General features: G+C 75.0%; 13 protein-coding genes. 5 read left to right on the top strand and 8 right to left on the bottom strand.

Translation table 11 applies throughout. The features are described 5' to 3' along the window. Nucleotides 1-26: 26 nt before the first annotated feature. The 4 genes from F593_RS0118460 to F593_RS31305 all read right to left on the bottom strand — a co-directional run bounded on the left by F593_RS0118460 (nt 27) and on the right by F593_RS31305 (nt 5,209). Nucleotides 27-779 carry an SDR family NAD(P)-dependent oxidoreductase gene (locus F593_RS0118460; protein WP_028721803.1) on the bottom strand — a complete coding sequence of 251 codons (753 nt, stop codon included), beginning with the start codon at nt 777-779 and terminating at the stop codon, nt 27-29. After that, the gene (locus F593_RS0118465; RefSeq protein ID WP_022930227.1) at nt 776-2,122 is read right to left on the bottom strand and encodes an L-fuconate dehydratase; all 1,347 of its coding nucleotides are present in this window, start codon (nt 2,120-2,122) and stop codon (nt 776-778) included. The genes F593_RS0118460 and F593_RS0118465 overlap by 4 nt, the downstream gene beginning before the upstream one ends. A gap of 293 nt (nt 2,123-2,415) precedes the next feature. Further along, a complete protein-coding gene (locus F593_RS30070; RefSeq protein ID WP_022930228.1) occupies nt 2,416-3,750 on the bottom strand; it encodes a LuxR C-terminal-related transcriptional regulator in 1,335 nt (444 codons plus the stop codon). 133 nt (nt 3,751-3,883) lie between these two features. Further along, entirely contained in the window at nt 3,884-5,209 is a 1,326-nt protein-coding gene (locus F593_RS31305; protein WP_022930229.1) for a helix-turn-helix transcriptional regulator, read from the bottom strand. A 220-nt stretch (nt 5,210-5,429) separates the two neighbouring features. Here F593_RS31305 and F593_RS28800 point away from each other — a divergent pair, with 220 nt between their 5' ends. Further along, nucleotides 5,430-6,104 carry a metal-dependent transcriptional regulator gene (locus F593_RS28800; protein WP_084630198.1) on the top strand — a complete coding sequence of 225 codons (675 nt, stop codon included), beginning with the start codon at nt 5,430-5,432 and terminating at the stop codon, nt 6,102-6,104. A gap of 43 nt (nt 6,105-6,147) precedes the next feature. Here the strand turns inward: F593_RS28800 and F593_RS0118485 are convergent, their stop codons facing one another. Together F593_RS0118485 and F593_RS26570 are read right to left on the bottom strand one after the other, a co-directional pair. Next, entirely contained in the window at nt 6,148-7,434 is a 1,287-nt protein-coding gene (locus F593_RS0118485; RefSeq protein ID WP_022930231.1) for an ATP-binding protein, read from the bottom strand. Between the two features lie 196 nt (nt 7,435-7,630). Beyond that, nucleotides 7,631-8,887 (bottom strand): hypothetical protein, encoded by a 1,257-nt coding sequence (locus F593_RS26570; protein ID WP_157251964.1) that lies wholly within the window; start codon nt 8,885-8,887, stop codon nt 7,631-7,633. Between the two features lie 127 nt (nt 8,888-9,014). Here F593_RS26570 and F593_RS0118495 point away from each other — a divergent pair, with 127 nt between their 5' ends. Next, nucleotides 9,015-9,941, top strand: a complete 927-nt coding sequence (locus F593_RS0118495; RefSeq protein ID WP_022930233.1) for a MerR family DNA-binding transcriptional regulator — start codon at nt 9,015-9,017, stop codon at nt 9,939-9,941. Nucleotides 9,942-10,057: 116 nt separating this feature from the next. After that, nucleotides 10,058-10,393, top strand: a complete 336-nt coding sequence (locus F593_RS28805) for a hypothetical protein (protein WP_022930234.1) — start codon at nt 10,058-10,060, stop codon at nt 10,391-10,393. Nucleotides 10,394-10,456: 63 nt separating this feature from the next. Here the strand turns inward: F593_RS28805 and F593_RS0118505 are convergent, their stop codons facing one another. Further along, nucleotides 10,457-11,032, bottom strand: coding sequence for a pyridoxamine 5'-phosphate oxidase family protein (locus F593_RS0118505; RefSeq protein ID WP_028721805.1), 576 nt, complete (start codon nt 11,030-11,032; stop codon nt 10,457-10,459). A 130-nt stretch (nt 11,033-11,162) separates the two neighbouring features. Here F593_RS0118505 and ileS point away from each other — a divergent pair, with 130 nt between their 5' ends. Continuing rightward, nucleotides 11,163-14,624 (top strand): isoleucine--tRNA ligase, encoded by a 3,462-nt coding sequence (gene ileS, locus F593_RS30965; protein WP_051160584.1) that lies wholly within the window; start codon nt 11,163-11,165, stop codon nt 14,622-14,624. Nucleotides 14,625-14,903: 279 nt separating this feature from the next. Next, the gene (locus F593_RS0118515) at nt 14,904-16,034 is read left to right on the top strand and encodes a sensor histidine kinase (protein ID WP_022930236.1); all 1,131 of its coding nucleotides are present in this window, start codon (nt 14,904-14,906) and stop codon (nt 16,032-16,034) included. On the opposite strand, the gene F593_RS0118520 is transcribed toward F593_RS0118515, so the two are convergent. Next, a partial coding sequence (locus tag F593_RS0118520; protein WP_211216187.1) for an endonuclease/exonuclease/phosphatase family protein occupies nt 16,015-17,063 on the bottom strand: 1,049 nt, incomplete at its 5' end. The genes F593_RS0118515 and F593_RS0118520 overlap by 20 nt on opposite strands.

The raw sequence follows: 17,063 nt of genomic DNA on the forward strand, positions 1-17,063 counted from the left end.
CGGGGCGTCGCCGCCGCCGGGGTCCCTCAGTCCTCGCGCGGGCGCAACCGCAGCCCCTGCATCCCGCCGTCGACGGCCAGCGCGATCCCGGTCGTGGCCGAGGCCGCGGGGCTCGCGAGGTACGCGATCGCCGCGGCGACCTCGTCGGCCGAGACGAGTCGGCCCGTGGGCTGGCGCGCCTCGAGCGCCGCGCGCTCGGCCTGCGGGTCGGCGGCCGCGTCGAGCAGGCGCCCGACCCACGGCGTGTCCGCCGTCCCCGGGGTCACGCAGTTCACGCGGATCCCCTCGCGGACGTGGTCGGCGGCCATCGCCAGCGTCAGCGAGAGCACCGCGCCCTTGCTCGCGGAGTAGAGCGCCCGGTTCGGCAGCCCCGCGGTCGCCGCGATGGAGCAGACGTTCACGATCGCCGCGTGGTCCGACGCGCGCAGGTGGCCCAGCGCCGCGCGGCTCGCGCGGACCATGCCGACGACGTTCACGTCGAGCACGCGATGCCACTCGGCGTCGTCGTTGTCCGCCACGGTGCCCTGGGCGCCGATGCCCGCGTTGTTGACGAGCACGTCCAGGCCGGACAGCAGCTCGGCCGCCTCGCCGACCGCGCGGTCGACGGCCGCGGCGTCGGAGACGTCGGCCTGCACGCAGGCGCGGTCGGGCTGCCCCGAGACGTCGCGGTCGAGCACGACGACCCGGGCGCCGCGCGCCTCCAGGTGCAGAGCGGTCGCCAGGCCGATGCCCGAGGCGCCGCCCGTGACGAGGACCCGCAGGCCGTCGAGGTCGCTCATCGTGCCGCCTCCGCGTCGGCCCACACGGAGCCGCCGGGGAACGCGTGCGCCGCGAGCGACTCCGGGCGGATCTCCGAGCTGTACCCGGGGGCCAACGGCGTGACGTAGCGCCCGTCGCGGACCTCGCAGGGGTCGACGAAGTGCTCGTGGAGGTGGTCGACGAACTCGACGACCGCGCTGTCGAAGCTCGCGCCGACGGCGACGAAGTCGAACGCCGCGAGGTGCTGCACGAGCTCGCAGAGCCCGACCCCGCCGGCGTGCGGGCAGACGGGCACGCCGGCCTTCGCGGCCATGAGCAGCACCGCGATGACCTCGTTGACGCCGCCGAGCCGGCAGGCGTCGATCTGGCAGAAGGCCATCGCGTCCTCCTGCAGCAGCTGCTTGAACATCACGCGGTTCTGGACGTGCTCGCCCGTCGCCACGCCGATCGGGGCGACGGCCCGCGCGATCCGGGCGTGCCCGAGGACGTCGTCGGGGCTCGTCGGCTCCTCGATCCACAGCAGGTCGAAGGGCTGCAGCTGCGCGACGTAGTCGATCGCCTCGTCGACGCCCCAGACCTGGTTCGCGTCGACCATCAGGCGGTGCTCGGGACCCATCGCCTCGCGGGCGATGCGGCAGCGGCGGACGTCGTCCTCCAGGCTCGCGCCGACCTTGAGCTTGATGTGGGTGAACCCCTCATCGAGCGCCTCGCCCACGAGGCGGCGGAGCTTGTCGTCGGAGTACCCGAGCCAGCCGGCCGACGTCGTGTACGCCGGGATGCCCTCGGCGCGCAGGAGCTCCTCGCGCTCCGCCCGGCCGCCCGCCCGCTCCTCCAGGAGCGCCAGCGCCTCGGCGGGGGTGATGAAGTCCTCGATGTAGCGGAAGTCGACGACGTCGACGAGCTCCTGCGGCGTCATGTCCGCCAGGAGCTTCCACAACGGCTTGCCCTCGCGCTTGGCGTAGAGGTCCCAGACCGCGTTGACCACCGCGGCCGTCGCCATGTGGACGACGCCCTTCTCCGGCCCGAGCCACCGCAGCTGCGTGTCGCCGACGAGGCTGCGCCAGAACCCGCCGAGGTCGGCCAGCAGCTCGTCGACCGAGAGGCCGACGACGAGCGGCCGCAGCGCCTCGATCGCCGCGACCTCGACCTCGTTGCCGCGGCCGACGGTGAACGCGAAGCCGTGGCCCTCCAGGCCGTCCTCGGCGTCCGTACGTAGGACGACGTAGGCGGCGGAGTAGTCCGGATCCGGGTTCATCGCGTCCGAGCCGTCGAGGGCGCGCGAGGTCGGGAAGCGCACGTCGATGGTCTCGAGGCCCACGATCGTGGTCCCGGTCACCGGCGGCGGAGCGTCGTGCTGCAGCATTGATCGGATGTCTAACAGCGATTTCGGGCCGTGGGGGAAATTCTCTCCGCGATAACACGACATAGACCCGATGAACACGGGAGGCCGGCACCAAAGGGCCCAGGGGCCACCGGACTGCGCAGGGCGTGCGGATCCCGACCGCGCCAGGACGGCGGCGGTCGGGACCGCCCCCGTCGGGACGGCGCAGTCGTCGGAGGTCTGGCGGGGCCGGCCGGCAACGCGTCGGCGGCGGGTCCGGCGGAAGGCCGGACGGAGAGGGCCGACGGAGGCCGGACGGGCAGTCCCGAAGAGGCTCAGGCGATGAGGCCGAGGCGCATCGCGCTGGCGACGGCCGCCGCGGCGTCCGACGCGTCGAGCTTCGCGTAGATGTGCGCGAGGTGGGTCTTGACGGTGGCGGCGCTGATGAACAGCGTGGCGGCGGCCTGCTGCGTCGTCAGCCCCCGCGCGGTGAGCTGCAGGACCTCGAGTTCCCGCGCGGTCAGGCGCGCCGCGCCGAGCAGCCCGCGGCGGCGCCCGAGGAACTCGCCGATCTCGTGGCCGAGGCCCCGCAACGAGCGCATGAGCCCCTCCGTGACGTGGCCGTCCTCGCGCAGCGGCACCTCGACCACGGCCACGACCTCGCCCCCGGCGAGCGCGGGGATGGCGAGCACCGCGGGCAGCCCCGCCTTCCGGGCGGCCGCGTGCCGCGGGCCGCGGCGCATGATCGTGCCGTCGGGGTCGAAGACCGGCTCGCCACGCGCCCACGCCGCGCCGGCCACCTCGACCCCGCGCCGCAGGCGGGCCTCGTGCGTCGCGGCCCAGAACGCCTCGAGCGGGACGTACGGGTCGGCCCAGACCACGCGGGCGACGAGCGCGTCGTCCTCCTCCGTCCACAGCACGCCGCCCGCGCCGTCGAGCGCCTCGGCGAGCCCGGACAGGAGGCGCTCTGCCCCCGGCTCCAGCCCGTCCCAGGCGGCCAGCGCCTCGGACACCGCCATGTGCGCCGCGACCTGCTGGTCCGTCTCCCACTGCTCCGTGACGTCGCGGACGGCGCCGACGAACCGGACCGGGCGGCCCGCCGCGTCGCGCTCGACCGCCCCCAGGATCCCGCGCAGGTGCCGCACCCGGCCGTCCACGACGACCCGGTACCGCATCGGCCGCAGCGTGCCCTCCTCCCGCATCGCCTCGATCGCGGCGTGGATGCGAGCACCGTCCGCGGGATGGACGAGCGCGGCGACCGTCTCTGCGTCGGGCTGGGGGTCCCCCGGGGCCAGGCCGAACAATCGCCGCATGTTCGCCGACCACCGCAGCTCCCCCGTGTCCGCGTGCAGCTCCCAGCTCCCCGACCGGGTGACGACCTCGGCCTCGCGGAGCAGGGTCCCCTCCTGGTCGACCGCGTCGGCCTGGGAGGTCACGGTCAGGTGCGTCGCGTCGTCGCCCGGGCGGGAGACGAGGACGCCCGCCGCTTCGGGGTCCACCTCCGCCCGTCCGCTCGCCGCGGGATCTTCCTGCTCCTGGCGCTCGAACACCCAGTTCGGGATCCGCAGCTCGACCGCCGGACGTCCGTGCCGCTCCGTCCGCCGGAAGCCCACGAGTCGCTCGTCCCCGGGCGCCGTCCGCGTGAGCCGACCGCCGGTTCGGACCGTCACGGGCCCGTCCGCCGGCGCGGCCTCCTCGGGAGCGTCGCTCCGTGGCTGTGACGGCGACGGGACGATGCGTACACCCTAACCTCGGGCGGGGCCGAGGAGGACAGATTCCGACCGTTCGTCCGCTCCGGCGTGCTCAGGCGATGAGACCGAGGCGCATCGCGTTCGCGACGGCCGCGGCGCGGTCCGTCGCGCCCAGCTTCACGTAGATGTGCGCGAGGTGGGTTTTCACGGTCGCCGCGCTGATGAACAGCTCGTCCGCCGCCTGCTGCGTCGTCAGCCCCCGCGCCGTCAGCTGCAGCACCTCGAGCTCCCGGGCCGAGAGGCGCGAGGCGCCGAGAAGCCCGCGGCGCCGGCCGAGGAACTGCCCGATCTCGTGCCCGATGCCGACCAGGGACCGCATGAGGCGGTCCGTGAGGAACCCGTCCTCGTGGAGCGGGAGCTCCACGACCGCCACGACCTCGTCGCCGACGAGCGCGGGGATGGCGAGGTCCGCCACGATCCCGGCAGCGGCGGCGGCGGCACGCCGCGGCCCGCGGCGCATGATGCTGCCGTCGTGGTCGAAGACCGGCTCGCCCGTCTGCCACGCCGTCCCCGCCACCCCCTGCCCGCGCCGCAGGCGCGCGTCCCGCGTGGCCGCCCAGAACGCCTCGTGATCCCACGCCGGGTCGTGCCACAGCACCCGGGCGACGAGGGCGTCGTCCTCCTCCGTCCAGAGCACGCCGCCCACGGCGTCCAGGGCCTCGGCGAGCCCCGCCAGCAGCCGCTCGGCGCCCGGCTCGAGCCCGTCCCAGACGGCCAGCGCCTCCGAGACGGCGACGTGCGCCGCCACCTGCTGCTCGGCCTGGCGTTGCTCCGTGACGTCGCGGACCGCGCCGACGAGGCGCACCGGCCGGCCGTCGGGGCCGCGCTCGACCACCCCGAGCGTCGCATGCATGTGGCGGATGCGGCCGTAGACGACGATCCGGTAGCGCAGCGGGTCCAGGACACCGTGCTCCCGCATGCCGCTGATCTCGCGCATGAAGCGCTCCTGATCGGCCGGGTGGATCAGGGCCCGGGCGGCGGTCTCGACGTCGGGCTCGCCGTCGTCGGCCGTCAGCCCGAACATCCGGCGCAGGTTGGCCGACCACCGCAGGGCACCCGTCCGGGCGTCGAGCTCCCAGCTGCCCGAGCGGGTGACGACCTCGGCCTCGCGCAGCAGGACGTCCTCACCGTTCTCGGCGGCGGTCCTGGTCGCCATGGACAGGTGCGTGGCCCCGTCGGCGGCGCGCGAGACGACGACGCCCGCCACGCCCGGGTGGGCGTCGCCGCCGGGTGGGTCACCCCGGTCCTCCCCGGGGGCCAGCAGCTCCTCGTGGCGGGCGACGATCCACGCGGGCACCCGCAGCTCCACGGAGGCCCGCCCGTCGCGCTCGACGCGGCGGAACCCCAGCAGCCTGCCGTCGGCGTCCGACAGCGGCACGAGACGCCCCCCGACCCGCACGGTCAGGAGCGGATCCGACAGCGGGGTGTCCCGGCGCGCGTCGCCGGGCTGGTTGGCGGCTGGGACGGCGATGGCGCGATCCTACCTCCGGTCGGGGCGCCCTCTGCAGCTTTCTCCCCGGGCGCCCGGGAAGGACGGGACCGCCGAGCCCCCGCAGGGCCCCCCGCGCCTTGTTTTAAGGCCCTACAATCAGGGAGTGATGCGCGACGTGACCCCCGCGGAACAGGAGTACCTCGAGACCCTGCTGCACCTCCACGAGGCGGGACGGCCGCTGACCGCCGCGAACGTCGCGCGCGAGATGGGGCTCTCCGCCCCGACGGTGCACGAGATGGTCCGCCGGCTGCAGACGGACGGCCTGATCGAGCGGGACGAGCGCAAGCGGATCTCGTTCACCGAGGACGGCATGGCCGTGGCCCGCGAGGCCGCGAGCCGCCACCGGCTGGTCGAGCGGTTCCTCACCGACGTGCTGCACATCCCGTGGCACGAGGTGCACGCCGAGGCGGAGAAGATCGACCAGGCCATGAGCCCGGCCGTCGCGGCCCGCATGCGCGAGGCGATCGGCGGGGCGACGACCTGCCCCCACGGCCACCCCATCGCCGCCGGCAACCGCGTGCAGTGCGGCACCCGCCTGGCCGACGTCCCCGTCGGCGGCCGCGTGACCGTCCTGCGGTTCGAGAACGAGCGCCCCGAGGTCCTCGGCGACCTGCACGCCGCGGGCCTGCGCCTGGGCCTCGGCGGCACGGTGACCGCGCGCGACGACGACGCGGTCGAGGTCGACTTCGGCGCCGAGAGCCCGGCGCGGCTGCACACGCACACGGCCGACACGGTCACGGTCTGGACCTCGGCGGCCCCCGAGGCCGTCGCGGCCGGCTGAGACACGGCGCCGCCCGCTGACCGCGCGGCGTCGGCGGGCGACCTCAGGGCCCCAGGAGCGCCAGCGGCACCACGGCGATACCGTCGCTCCGCCGGTAGGCCTCGACGCCCGTGGTCACGATCACGCGGTCGAGGACCTGATCGCCCAGCTGCCGCTCCAACCAGACGAGGTGCCGCTCGTCGCCCGGCGACGGCGTGGCCGTCAGCTTCACCTCGATCGCGACGATCGCCCCGTCGGCACGTTCCACGATGAGGTCGATCTCCTGGCGACCGCGCTGCGTCCGCAGGTGCTTCACGCGCGCCTCGGACTGAGCCGCGTACGTGCGCACCGAAAGGGTGGCCAGGCTTTCGAACAACGCGCCCAGCAGCGTGCCGTCGCGGACGACGTCCGGGCCGCCGCTGCCGCCCGCGAGCAGCGTCGACGCGTCGACGCCCAGGAGCTGAGCGGCCAGCGCCGGGTCGGCGAGCTGGCGGACGGGGGCGTGGCCCAGCTCACGCAGCCGATTGCCGCTCGGGATCCACGCCGGTACGTCGTCGACCAGCCAGACCCGCGCCAGGGCGTCGGTGTACGTGGTGACCGTGTTCCTCGCCGGCTTGTCCGCGTGGCCGGCGGTGGCCGCGTCGCGCAGCGTCTCGAACGTCGCCGTGGTGGACGATGCCGCCGCGTACGCCGCGATCCAGCGGCGGAGGGCCTGGGGGTTGCGGACCTTGACGCCCGCCTCGTCCGGGATGTCGCGATCGACGACCCGGTCGACGTAGGCCTGCAGGCTGCTGCGTCGCGCACGCCCCGGGGGGAGGTGCCGGAGGCCTGGCAGGCCGGGCGCCAGGAGCTCCTCGGCGTACCGGTCCAGGCCGACGTCCGTCCTTCCGGCAACGGATTCCAGGCCACCCCGGAGCAACGCTGACAGGCTGACCGTCGCCGTCCCCAGCCGCTCGCTGAGGGACAGGGGCCGCATCCGCACCGCGACGATCCGGCCGGCACCGGAGTGCGTCGGGGGCGGGTCCGGGACGGCGGAGCCCGTGAGGAGGAAGCTCCCCGGCTCGGCGCCGTCGTCGACGGCGCGGCGGACGAGGTCCCACACCTGCGGGAACCGCTGCCATTCGTCGAAGAGGATCGGCCGAGCCCCGTCCAGCAAGCGCGCCGGGTCGGCGCGGGCGACGGCCAGCTCCGCCGGGTCATCCAGGCGATGCACCGTCCGCGCCCGTTCGAGTGCCGTGCGCGTCTTCCCAACGCCCTTCGGCCCTTCGATCGCGACGGCCGGCAGCGCCGTCAGCAGCTCGTCGAGCTCGTCGTCCACGATCCGGCGTTCGTACGGTGCGAGCGCAGGCATCGCGCCGACCGTAGCAGGGAACGCCCCGCTACTGAACACGAACGTCCTGATCTATTGAACAAGAACGGCAAACGGTATTGAGACGATCCGGCAACGTTCGTTGCGCGACGACGGCACCTCAGAACGCGCGAGAGCCACAGCTCACCCCCTGTGCCCGGCCCCGCAGAACGAGGTCGGAGCCGTCGCCCAACGGCTTCTAGCGCGCCTCGTGCCACCCCGGCGGGCCGCACCGCGTCCGCACGAAGTCGTCGGGGATCGGCGGATCGAGCCGCACCGACACGCCGCCGAGGCGCAGGTCCACGCGCTGCGGCACGGCCCGCGCTTCCCTGAGGAAGTCGTACGCGTACACGTTGCCCTCGACGGCGAGCGGCACGACCGCCCCGTCCGCGAGCGTCACCGTGACGTCGGAGGCGTCATCCGGCAGCAGCCCGAGGATGCGCCCGCCCCGCGGGCCGACGCAGTCCTCGAACCCGATGCCCTCGCCGGTCAGCGCGTGGTCGATGTCGTCACCGCTCCCGGATCCGCCCCGGCCGACGAGGTGGATCGCGTCCGTGCCCGGGACGAGGAACAGGGGCGATCCGTCCGGCGCGTCCCGGGCCTTGCGAGCCAGGGCCGGGTTGGCCCCCAGTCCGCTGTCACCCAGCATCCGGGCGGCGTCGGGCGGCAGCGCGTCGTCGTGCCGGCGAGGGCGCCGGAAGACCGCGAGGCGCTGCACGAGCCGGGGGTCGACCTCGCTCGCCATCGGGCGCGGTCCCCACTCGCCCGGGTCCGGCTCGCCGACGAACAGCTCGTAGCTCCCCGCCACGAGTTCCGCCGTGTCGGCCTGGTCGTCGACGTCGCCGCCGCGACCCGCGTCGCCGCCGGCCGCGACGAGCGCGAGGCGCTCGGGCGGCACCCGCCCGGGAACGATGACCCACCGGTCGTCGCGCCCACCGCTCGAGGACGGGTCCGACACGAGCCAGAGGCCGCGGACGTCGACCGCCCAGACGTCGGTCTCCTCCTCGACGAAGGTGCGGAACCAGGATTCCTCGCCCTCGTCGCCGAGGAAGACGCCGTCCCACTCCGGCTCCGGGTTGCCGGCGATGCCCGGCAGGGTCATCCGGCGCGGGTCCAGGCCGTGGCGCAGGACGGACTCCCGGTTGGCCGACCGCGTCACGTGGAAGCGGACCTCGTCCGTGCCCCGGCTCACCAGCAGCGCGGCGCGCCCGTCTCCGTGGCCGCGAGCCGCCTCGTGCTCGAGCGCCGTGCTCACGGTCGCCACCCACTCGGGGTCGGGGTCCCGTGCGCACGCCCGCAGCACGGTCTCCACGTCGCCTCGTCCCCGTCCGGCCGGCCCCTCGCCCGACCACGTACCCTCGGCGTCCGGGACGAGCAGCACGTCCCCGCCCGGTGCCATGACGGTGCGCCCGGCGTCCTCGACGGTGTCGTCGTCGCCTGCCTGACCGCTGCTCACGCGTGCATCGTCGCGCATGAGGACGGCTCCGCAGGGCTACGACGCGCCGGACGGTACCGGCGCCCCCGCCGCACGTCGCGTTGCCGCGCTTGTGCCGGGGCGCCACGTGCCGGACGATCGTCGGCTCATGACCGCGATCCGCACCACGGCTGCATCGGAGCTGCTCGGCGTCTCCGCCAGCACGCTCCGTGCGTGGGAGCGGCGCTACGGGTTCCCGACCCCGCAACGCACGGGCGGCGGGCACCGGCAGTACGACCTGGGCGAGATCGAGGCACTGCGCGAGGCGATCGAGCGCGCCCCCGACGCCGCGACCGCCGTGGCGATGGCCCGGCGCGACCACGCCCAGGACGCCCCGGAGGACCCGTTCGCCGACCGCGGCCGCGGCGGTCGGTCCGAGCGTGAGCGGCTCTCGCCCGTCGACCGGCTGCGACGCGCGCTGCGGCGGCTCGACGAGGCGCAGGCCGACCACGTGGTCGAGGAGTCGCTGCACCTGCGCTCCCTGGAGCGCTCCGTCGACGAGGTGCTGCTGCCCGCCATCGACGGGCTCGACCGGGACGGGCCAGGGTCCGTCGAGTACGCGTTCGGCTGGCGCTGGGCGCAGCGGTGGCTCGCGGCCGCCACGCGCACGGCCCCGCCCGCGCACCGCCCGCAGGTCGTCCTCCTCCTCGACGGCAGCGCCTCGGGTTCGGTCGACGCGCTGCGCGTGCAGGCCCTCGACCTGGCGCTGCGCCGCGCCGGCGTCCTGCCGATCGCCGTCGGCGCCGAGCTGCAGGCCACCGAGCTGGGCCGGGCCGTGGGCCGGATCGCCCCCGCGGCGCTCGTCCTCTCGGGCCGCACCGTCCCCCTCGACCGCCTGGGCCGGCTCGTCTTCGCCGCCCAGCGCGCGGTCGGCGGCGAGCTGCCCGTCCTCGACTTCCACGGCCCGCTCGACGCGGGCCGGCAGACCGGGGTCGAGCGCCTCGACCCCGCGCCCCTCGTCGCCCGCTCCCGCCTGCTGCAGGTGCTGGACGACGAGGACGGGGACGACCGCGTGCGGATCCGCCGCGGCCGCTGAGCGACGCCCCGGAACCCGCACGCACCGGGCGCCGTGTTCTCCGGGGCGTGCCCCCGAGACGCCACGCGGCGCATCGCGCCTCGACCCGCGCGGGAGCCGGGAGTAGGTTCCGCCCCATGCTGCAGTGGGAGTACATGACGATGGAGTGCACCCGGACGGACGACGGCGGGAGCACCGCGATCCGGATCAGCTGGCCGACGCAGGAGGCCTACGACCTGCCGCCGTCCACGGAGCCCCTGGCCGCCATGAACTCCGTGGGCCACCTGGGCTGGGAGCTCGTGGGCAGCGAGATCCTGCGCACCGACATCCACTACGCCGACCTCTCCGTGGCCCACGGGAGCTCGCGCGGGATCCGCTATCTGTTCAAGCGCCCCCGCGGCGCGGACGACGCCCTCCTGGTCGCCGAGGCGATGGAGACCGTGCTGGCGCCGGAGACGGCCGGCCCGGCGTAGGGCGGGCGGCGCGGTCTCGCCAGGCCGGGGATGCGAAGGCCGGCGTGACGCCGCCGGCCCGGCTCAGCGGTCGAGTGCGGGGAGTCCGTCGAGGCTGCGGGCACCGCGCTTGCGCCGGGCGGCCTCCACGGCCTCCGGGCCCTTCACCCGCAGCTGCTTCGCCGAGCTCAGCGCGTGATGCTCCCGGTGCCCGTCGAGGGTCATCAGCGGGACGCCGTAGCCGCACGCGTCGCTCACCCGGGTCACGTCGACGACCACGATGGAGCGCCGCGCCTCCGGGATCGACGCGTCGTCGAACCCACCCTCGGCGAGCAGCGCCGCGTAGGCGGGGTCCTCCGGGAACAGCACCTCGGCGGTGCCGTGGAGGCGCACGATGCGCGGCGGACCCTCGAAGGCGCAGAACATCACGACGATGCGGCCGTTCTCGCGGACGTGCGCGATCGTCTCCGCGCCGCTGCCGCTGATGTCGAGGTACGCGACGCGGTGCGGGCCGAGCACCCGCAGCGAGCCGATCGGGCCCTTCGGCGACACGTTCACGTGGCCGTCCGCCGCGAGCGGCGCGGAGCCGACGAAGAACAGCGCCTGGCGGCCGATCCACTCCTGCAGCCGCGCGTCGATCTCGTCGAACACCTTCGCCATCGGCCGAGTGTACGGCCGACGGTCGCCGCGGCCGGGGGCGCGGCGGACGGCCGCGGCGACCGTCGGCGATCCGAGCCCACCCGGCGCCCCGTCGCGGTCCGCCGCCGCACCTTGCGACAATGCACGGTCCATGTCACGCCGCCCGGTCGACCCGAACCAGTCGTTCCCCGCACTGGAGGAGCAGATCCTGGGGCGGTGGCGGGAGCGCGACGTGTTCCGCGAGTCCGTCCGTCGCCGTCAAGACGCGAAGCCGTGGGTCTTCTACGAGGGCCCGCCGACCGCGAACGGCCGCCCGGGCAGCCACCACGTGCTGTCCCGGGCGTTCAAGGACATCTTCCCGCGCTTCCAGACGATGCGCGGGCGACTCGTCGAGCGCAAGGGCGGCTGGGACACGCACGGCCTGCCCGTCGAGATCGCCGTCGAGAAGCAGCTGGGGCTGTCCTCGAAGGCCGAGATCGAGGCCTACGGCATCGCCGAGTTCAACCAGCGCTGCCGCGACTCCGTGTTCGAGTTCCTCGAGGACTGGAACGCGCTGACGGAGCGCATCGCCTACTGGGTCGACCTGGACGACGCGTACCGCACGCTCGATCCGTCCTACGTCGAGCAGGTGTGGGGCGCGATCCGCCAGATCAACGACAAGGGGCTGCTCTACGAGGGCCACCGCGTCGTCCCATACTGCCCCCGCTGCGGCACCGCGCTCTCGAGCCACGAGGTCGCCCAGGGCTACCAGGACGTCGTCGACACCTCGGCGTACGTCCGCTTCCCCGTCGTCGACCCGGGCGACTCGGCCCTGCAGCCCGGCGACGCGCTGCTCGCGTGGACGACGACCCCGTGGACGCTCGTGGCCAACGCGGCGCTCGCCGTGCACCCCGAGCTGGAGTACGTCCGCGTCCGGGTCACCGGCCGCCCGCGCTCCGAGGCGATCCCGAAGGGCGACGCCGCCCCGGCCGAGCCCGAGGTCGTCGTGCTCGCCAAGGCGCTCCTGGACCGCGTGATCCCGACGACGAAGCCGGGCCCGGAGAACGCGCCCGTGCCGAGCGGCGTCGAGTACGAGGTGCTCGAGACGCTGACGGGTGCGCAGCTCACGGGTGCCCGCTACACGCCGCCCTTCGGCTACATCGCCCCGGAGGACTGGGGTCCCCGCGGCAACACGATCCTCCCCGCCGACTTCGTCACGGCCGACGACGGCACGGGCGTCGTCCACACCGCCATCGCCTTCGGTGCCGACGACTACGCCCTGGGCACCGAGGCCGGGCTGACGATCCAGAACCCCGTCGGGCTCGACGGCCGCTACGACGAGCGGATCACGGACTACGCCGGCCAGAAGGTCAAGGACGTCGACGACCAGCTCGTCGAGGACCTGCGCCGCTCCGGCGCCCTGTGGCTCGGCAAGCCCTACGAGCACTCCTACCCGCACTGCTGGCGCTGCGGCACCGCGCTGCTCTACTACGCCAAGCCGTCCTGGTACATCGCGACGTCGAAGATCCGCGACCGCCTCGTCGCCGCGAACGAGCAGGTCACGTGGCACCCCGAGCACGTGAAGGAGGGGCGCTTCGGCAAGTGGCTGCAGGGCAACGTGGACTGGGCGCTCTCCCGCGAGCGGTACTGGGGCACCCCCCTGCCCGTGTGGCGCTGCGACGACGAGGGCTGCGACCACCTGCACTGCGTCGGCACGTTCGACGAGATCCAGGAGCTCTCGGGCCAGGAGCTGCCCGACCCGCACCGGCCCTACGTCGACGAGCTGACCTTCGCCTGCCGGCAGGAGGGCTGCTCCGGCACGATGCGGCGCGTCCCCGAGGTCATCGACGTCTGGTTCGACTCGGGCTCCATGCCGTTCGCCCAACGCGGGCAGACGCTGCAGGAGACCCAGGCCGCCGGCCGCTGGCCCGCGGACTACATCTGCGAGGCGCAGGACCAGACCCGCGGCTGGTTCTACTCCCTGCTGGCGATCGCCACCCTGCTGCAGCAGCCCGACGCGCCCGACGCCGACGGCACCGTGCGCGCCACCCCGACGACGGTCCGCGCGCTGCCCGCGACGCCGCACGAGGGGGCCGCCACGGCGGTCGACCGCGAGCTCGCGGGCGTCGACGCGCCCGCGGGCGCCGAGCGCCGCGCCGTCGACGGCGACACCGCCCCGGGCGACGGCGACGGCAGTGGCGGGACCGCCACCCTCACCGCCTCCGGCACCGCCCTGAACCCGACGCCGCCGTTCCGCGACGTCGTCTGCCTCGGCCTGATCCTGGACGAGCACGGCCAGAAGATGTCGAAGTCCAAGGGCAACATCGTGGTGCCCTGGGACGTCATCGACCGCTACGGCGCCGACGCGTTCCGCTGGTACTTCTTCACGAGCAAGCAGCCGTGGGACGGCTACCGCTTCTCCACCGATGCGATCGGCGAGGGCGTGCGGCTGTTCCTGCGCACGCTGTGGAACACGTACGGGTTCCTCGTGATGTACGAGAACGCCGCGGCCGACTCCCGCGCGTCGACGGCCGACGAGGGGCTCGGCGACGAGTCGCCCAGCGCGCTCATGGACCGCTGGATCCGCTCGCGCCTGTCCGCGACCACGACCGAGGTCACGGAGCGGCTCGAGGCCTTCGACGTCACGTTCGCCGGTCGCGCGATCGCGTCCTTCGTCGACGACCTCTCCAACTGGTACGTCCGCCGCTCGCGCCGGCGGTTCTGGGAGGGCGACCCCGCCGCCCTGGCGACGCTGCGCGAGTGCCTGCTCACGGTCTCCCAGCTGCTGGCCCCGTTCACGCCGTTCGTGGCCGACGAGATCTACGACAACCTCGACGGCACCGAGCCCTCCGTCCACCTGACCGACTGGCCGGCCGCCGGCCCCCGCGACCTCGAGCTCGAGGCCGCGATGGAGACGGCGCGCGAGACGGTGCAGCTCGGCCTGGGCGCCCGCGGGCAGTCCAAGCTCAAGGTCCGCCAGCCGCTGCACGAGGCCGTCGTCGTGGCCGCCGACCGCGAGCGGGTGGCGATCGAGCGCCTGAGCGACATCGTCCGCGACGAGCTCAACGTGCACGAGCTGCGGTTCGTGGACAACGCCGACGAGCTCGGCTCGTACGAGATCAAGCCGAACTACCGCACGCTCGGCCGCCGCTTCGGCAAGGCGATGCCGCAGGTCGCCGAGGCCGTCGCCGGCCTGGACCCCGCGCGCGCCGCGGCGACGGTCCGCGCCGGCGGCACGGTCGGGATCACGATCGACGGGGCCGACCACGAGCTGAGCGAGGACGACCTGCTGCTGCGCATGGAGCCGCTCGAGGGCTACCAGCTCGAGCGCGAGGGCTCGCACGCCGTGGCGCTCGAGCTGCAGATCGACGACGCGCTGCGCCGTGAGGGGCTGGCCCGCGAGGTCGTCCACGCGATCCAGGCGGCGCGCAAGGCCGCGGGCCTCGAGATCACCGACCGCATCCGCCTGACCCTCGACGGCGCGGAGGAGCTCCTGGCCTCGGCCCGCGAGCACGAGGCGTACGTGACGGGCGAGACGCTGGCCGTCGAGGTCGAGTACGGCCGCGTCGGCGCCCAGCACCACTCCGCCGACGTCGAGGAGCAGGAGCTGCGGGTCGGGGTGCTCAAGGCCTGAGGGCCGGGCGCCGGCCCGGGCCGCGGGCGGGCGTCGTCCACGACGTCCGCCGGAAGTCAGGTGTGGCGCGGTCCTACCGTTGGGTAGGTGCAGGGGCACGGACCGCGCGGTCCCCGCTCCTCCGGGTTTCCCGGGCGGCGAGGGGTCGCCACGCGGACGATCCCCGGTTGATCCGGCCCCGATACGCGCGGGGCGGATATTGCGTCTCTGTCCTCCCGCATCCCCCAACGATCCTCGCTCACCGCGCTGCCCGCCCTGCTGGCCGCGCGCCTCGTCGTCGTGGGCACCGGGGCGATCCTGCTCGCGCTGAACGGCGGGCCGTGGACCGGGTGGCCGATGCTCGGCGTGGCGCTCTCGTGGGTCGCGATCAGCACCCTCGCGGCGGTCCGCGCGGACCGGCGGATGGAGAACGTCGGTCCGTACCTGGGGACGAGCGTCGCGCTCGTCGACATCGGCATGATCAGCGTGGCCCTGCTCGCGACGGGCGGCGCGGACTCGCCCGTGCGCTGGGCGATGCTGGCATCGCCGACGATCTGGGCCTACGCGGAGCAGCGCCGGTTGCCGCTGCTCATGGGTCTGGGCGCCCTGGCCTACGTGGTTGCGGCGATGCCCGACGCGCTCCGGGGCGGGACGGGCCCGGAGACCGCCCTCGGGTTCCTCGTGATCTACGCGATGGCCGTCGCCGTGGCGCTGGCCGCCGTCGTCTCCCGCCGCCGCGAGTCCGTGCTCGAGCTCGAGCTCGCCCGGGCCCGCGCCGAGATGTTCGACGAGCTCGTCCGCCGGGAGCGGCGCCAGCAGGAGGACGTCGCCGTCCGCCTGCACGACGGCCCGCTGCAGATGGTGATCGCCGCCCACCAGGACCTGGAGGAGCACCTGGAGGGCGAGGACCTCGACCTGCGCGAGACGCTCTCCACCCTGCGCCTCGCGGTCACCGCCCTGCGGGACCTGAACACCGACCTCTACGACGCCGTCCTGCGCGACGCCGGCCTCGCCGCGGCGCTGGGGCAGGCCGCCGAGGCCACGCAGCGCAACGGGGGGCCGCCGATCGAGGTCACCGTGGGCGCCCACACCTCGAGCGCCCACGACCCGTTCGTGGTCAGCGTCGTCAACGAGCTGCTCACGAACGTCCGCAAGCACGCCGACGCCTCCTCCGCCGCCGTGCTCGTCTCCCGCTCCGAGACGGGCTGGCTGCGCGTCACCGTCAGCGACGACGGGATCGGCCTGAGCATCGCCGCTGCGGACCGCGCGGCCGACGACGGCCACATCGGCCTGCGGTCGATCCAGCGGCGCGTCGAGGACGCAGGCGGCACCTTCGCCGTGCGCCCGCTCTCGCCCGGCACCGCGGTCGACCTGCAGCTGCCCGAGGACGCCGAGGTCCCGGGGCCCGCCGTCACCCTGCTTCGCGTCTGACGACCCGCGCCCAGACGGCGCGGTGGTCGCTGCCCGGGACCCCGACGACGCCACTCTGCAACGCCCGCTGGCCGCGACCGGTGAGGACGTGGTCGATCGTGGGGCGCAGCCAGCCCAGCGGGCCGCCGCTCCACGTCGCCCGGAGCCCCTGGCCCGTCTCCGCGCCGCTGTCCCGGCAGCCCGCCCCGAGCACCTGACGCATCGGGGAGTGGTCGAGCGTGGCGTTCAGGTCGCCCGCGATCACGTCCGCCGTCGTGCACAGCGGCCGCAGCGCCAGCAGGTCGGCGCGCCACTCCGCCTGCGTGGCCGCGGGGTAGGGCGGGCGCGGATGCACGGCGGCGATCACGGTGCCCGCCAGACCCCCGGCGCCGCGGGTCAGGCGGACCCGTACGCCGCCGTGGGCGCCTGCGGGTGCGCGCGGCTCGGCCAGCCGCTCCGGTCCGAGCACCGCGCGGACGAGCATCGACGTCGGGCCCGCGGACGGGTCGTCGTCGGCGTGCCCGCGGTCCGACCACGTGCGCCACTCCTCGCCCCCGGCGGCGCCCAACGCCCGGGCGTAGCTCCGCGCGGTGCGGGCGTTCGCCTCCGGGAGCGCGACCACGTCGGCCCCGGTGCGGCGGACGAGGGCGACGATCGCCGCGGGCTCCACCCGGGACAGGAGGACGTTGGCGGTGACCACGGTGACGGGCCGGCCGCCCGACGGCGGCGGCTCCCCGGACGACACTGCGCGCGGGGCGATCTGGAGCCCGGCCCCCACCGCCACGACGAGCAGGGCCAGCGGGGCCAGGACGCCGCGCCGCCGCCGCTGGGCGACCCCCAGCCCCACGAGGGCCAGCAGCGCCGCCACGACCACGCCCAGAGGCCGGGCCGCCAGGAGCTGCGCGAACGGCGTGACGGTGTCCAGTCTCCGCCCGCCGGGCAGCGGCACGTGCGCGGACCACAGCACGACGGCGGCCCCGAGCACCACGACCCACGGGATCAGCCGCCAGGGCCGCAGGAGCATGGCCGGGAGCCTGACAGACCCCCGAA

Origin of the sequence: Patulibacter americanus DSM 16676, assembly GCF_000420025.1 — a bacterium.
GTDB classification, from domain to species: Bacteria; Actinomycetota; Thermoleophilia; order Solirubrobacterales; family Solirubrobacteraceae; genus Patulibacter; species Patulibacter americanus.

Coding starts and splice junctions, on each gene's coding strand:
- F593_RS0118460 (WP_028721803.1), bottom strand. CDS start 779: ATGAGCGACCTCGACGGCCTGCGGGTCCTCGTCACGGGCGGCGCCTCG.
- F593_RS0118465 (WP_022930227.1), bottom strand. CDS start 2,122: ATGCTGCAGCACGACGCTCCGCCGCCGGTGACCGGGACCACGATCGTG.
- F593_RS28800 (WP_084630198.1), top strand. CDS start 5,430: ATGCGCGACGTGACCCCCGCGGAACAGGAGTACCTCGAGACCCTGCTG.
- F593_RS0118485 (WP_022930231.1), bottom strand. CDS start 7,434: ATGCCTGCGCTCGCACCGTACGAACGCCGGATCGTGGACGACGAGCTC.
- F593_RS0118495 (WP_022930233.1), top strand. CDS start 9,015: ATGACCGCGATCCGCACCACGGCTGCATCGGAGCTGCTCGGCGTCTCC.
- F593_RS28805 (WP_022930234.1), top strand. CDS start 10,058: ATGCTGCAGTGGGAGTACATGACGATGGAGTGCACCCGGACGGACGAC.
- F593_RS0118505 (WP_028721805.1), bottom strand. CDS start 11,032: ATGGCGAAGGTGTTCGACGAGATCGACGCGCGGCTGCAGGAGTGGATC.
- ileS (WP_051160584.1), top strand. CDS start 11,163: ATGTCACGCCGCCCGGTCGACCCGAACCAGTCGTTCCCCGCACTGGAG.